This is a genomic window from Kitasatospora sp. NPDC001095 (assembly GCF_053598615.1).
The window spans coordinates 1-2,370 of sequence record NZ_JBSFKQ010000134.1 but is presented as its reverse complement, the minus strand read 5'-3'; the positions used below and the strand labels follow the sequence as shown (position 1 = coordinate 2,370).

Sequence of the window (2,370 nt, the reverse complement as noted above, 5' to 3'; positions counted from 1 at the left end):
CACCGAACGACGCCCGGACGCATCCACCGCGCCCACCGTCACCTGAACCTGCACACCACCCGACCCCGGAAGCACCAACGGCGCCTCCAGCGTCAACTCCTCCACCAGCGAGCAACCCACCTGGTCGCCGGCCCGCACCGCGAGCTCGACAAAGGCGGTCCCGGGCAGGATCACCGAACCCAGCACCACGTGATCGGCCAGCCACGGGTGCGACTCCACCGACAGTCGACCCGTGAACAAGAAGCCCTCCGCATCGGCGAGAGCCACCGCCGCACCCAACAGCGGGTGATCGGCCGCACCGAGGCCGGCGGACTGGACATCCTCGGTCAGAGCGGGGGCGTGGAGCCAGAACCACTCGCGGTCGAAGGCGTACGTCGGCAGGTCCGTGACGTGGGCGCCGGCCTTCGCGAAGAACCCTCGCCAGTCGACCTGGGCGCCCTGGACGTGCACGGTCACGAGGGCCGTCAGCGCGGCCTGTGCCTCGGGCCGCTCGGCGCGCAGCGCCGGTACGAAGACACCGCTGTCGACGCACTCCTGGCCCATGGCGGAGAGCACGCCGTCGGGGCCGAGCTCGACGAAGGTGGTGACGCCCTTGGCCTCCAGGGCCCGCATGCCGTCGGCGAAGCGGACCGCCTGGCGCACGTGCCGGACCCAGTACTCGGGCGAGCACAGCTCCTCAGCCGTGGCCGGCTCACCGGTCACGTTGGACACCACCGCGATCTGCGGCGCCGAGTAGGTCAGACCCTCCGCCACCCGGCGGAAGTCGTCCAGCATGCCGTCCATCAGCGGCGAGTGGAAGGCGTGCGAAACGCTCAGCCGCTTGGTCTTCTCGAACTGCCCGGCGATCGCCAAGACTTCGGCCTCGTCGCCGGAAATCACCACGGACGTCGGACCGTTGATCGCGGCGATGCTGACGTTCTCGCTGAGCAGGGGCAGGACGTCGGCCTCGGTGGCCTTGACCGCCACCATCGCGCCGCCCTCCGGCAGCGCCTGCATCAGGCGGCCACGGGCCGCCACCAGGGTGACGGCGTCATCGAGGGAGAGAACGCCCGCGACGTGCGCGGCCGCCAGCTCGCCGATCGAGTGGCCCACCAGGAAGTCCGGACGGACACCCCAGCTCTCGAAGAGGCGGAACAGCGCCACCTCGACGGCGAACAGCGCGACCTGCGTGAACTCGGTACGGGCGAGAACCGCAGCGTCCTCGCCGAACACCGCCTCCTTCAGCGGCAGTTCCACCCGCGAGCACACCGCGTCGAAGGCCTCCGCGAACACCGGGAACGCCTCGTACAGCTCACGCCCCATCCCGGGACGCTGGCTGCCCTGCCCCGTGAACAGGAACGCCAGCTTCCCGCCCGAGGCGGCACCCGTCACCAGCCCGGCAGCCGTTCCGCCCTCGGCCAGCGCCCGCAGGGCGGACGCGAGCCCGTCGCGGCTGTCCGCGACGACGCCGGCGCGGAGGTCCATCGTCGCGCGGGTGGTGGCCAGCGAGTAGGCGAGGTCGGTGACCCGCAGCTCGGGCTCGGCCTCGACCAGGGCGAGCAGTCGCTGCGCCTGACCGCGCAGAGCACCCTCACTCTTCGCGGAGAGCACCAGCGGCGCCTGACCGTCCTCCTCGTTCCCGGTACGAGCCGGACGCTTCTCCGCCGGGGCCTGCTCGATGATCGTGTGGGCGTTGGTGCCACTGATGCCGAAGGAGGAGACGGCCGCGCGACGCGGACGCCCGGTCTCCGGCCACGGCCGGGCCTTGGTCAGCAGCTCGACGGCGCCCGAGGCCCAGTCGATGTGCGGCGACGGCTCGTTGACGTGCAGGGTCTGCGGCAGCACGCCGTGCCGCATCGCCATCACCATCTTGATGATGCCGCCGACACCGGCCGCCGCCTGGGTGTGACCGATGTTGGACTTCAACGACCCCAGCCACAGCGGCTCTTCGTTCCGCTCCTGACCGTACGTGGCCAACAGGGCCTGGGCCTCGATCGGGTCACCGAGCACCGTGCCGGTGCCGTGCGCCTCAACCACGTCGATCTGGTCCGAGGTCAGTCGGGCACCGGCCAGCGCCTGGCGGATCACCCGCTGCTGGGACGGACCGTTGGGGGCGGTGAGGCCGTTACTCGCGCCGTCCTGGTTGATCGCGCTGCCGCGCACCACCGCGAGGACGCGGTGGCCGTTGCGCTCGGCGTCGGAGAGACGCTCCAGCAGGAGCATCCCGACGCCCTCGGACCAGCCCGTGCCGTCCGCCGCCGCCGCGAACGACTTGCAGCGACCGTCCATGGCCAGACCGCGCTGCTTGCTGAACTCGATGAACGCGCCCGGGGTGGACATCACCGTCACACCACCGGCCAGCGCCATCGTGCACTCGCCCTCACGCAGCGC

At 71.5% G+C, this 2,370-nt stretch carries 1 protein-coding gene; it reads right to left on the bottom strand.

From position 1 onward, the window contains the following. A partial coding sequence (locus tag ACWDBB_RS36120) for a type I polyketide synthase (RefSeq protein WP_449793639.1) occupies positions 1 to 2,370 on the bottom strand: 2,370 nt, incomplete at both ends.